The organism is Pseudoalteromonas sp. S3178 (genome assembly GCF_005886985.1).
Lineage (GTDB): Bacteria > Pseudomonadota > Gammaproteobacteria > Enterobacterales > Alteromonadaceae > Pseudoalteromonas > Pseudoalteromonas carrageenovora.
The window spans coordinates 1-481 of record NZ_PNCW01000624.1 but is presented as its reverse complement, the minus strand read 5'-3'; the positions used below and the strand labels follow the sequence as shown (position 1 = coordinate 481).

General features: G+C 48.4%; 1 protein-coding gene. It reads right to left on the bottom strand.

What is annotated here, in order from left to right:
* On the bottom strand, window positions 1–453 hold a 453-nt coding region (locus tag CWC11_RS22505; protein WP_138684289.1), incomplete at its 3' end, for an LptF/LptG family permease.
* Window positions 454–481: the final 28 nt, after the last annotated feature.

Here is a 481-nt window from a genome sequence, read left to right as displayed (position 1 = left end):
CCACACACCACGCTGAGCGCTGTAGACTTCACCGCCATAAATTGCTTCGTTTTTTAACCGTTTTGCGGTTTGCTCCGCTTTTGGTGCCCCCCACTCCCCAAGCGCCATCATCAGTAGCGCAAGCACCACTGCCGTTTTCATCCCCGACATAATAATTTGAAAACGCGACCACCCAGCCGCTTGCATAACAATTAGTTCACTGCTTGAGGCAAGTGCACCAAGCCCAATCAAACCACCAATCAGTGCAGCCATCGGGAAAAATACGACGATATCGCTTGGCATGCTGTAAATGGTATAGAGCATAGCCCCGAGTAAATCATAGCTGCCACGACCAACCGAGCGTAGTTGCTCAATAAACTTAATAAGCGTATTGATCCCCACAAAAACTAATAGCGCGAAACCCGTGGTTTGTAAGATGCTACGCCCTAAATACCAATCTAGCGTCTTCATCATACCGTCGTCTCCCGTTTCATAAATACCG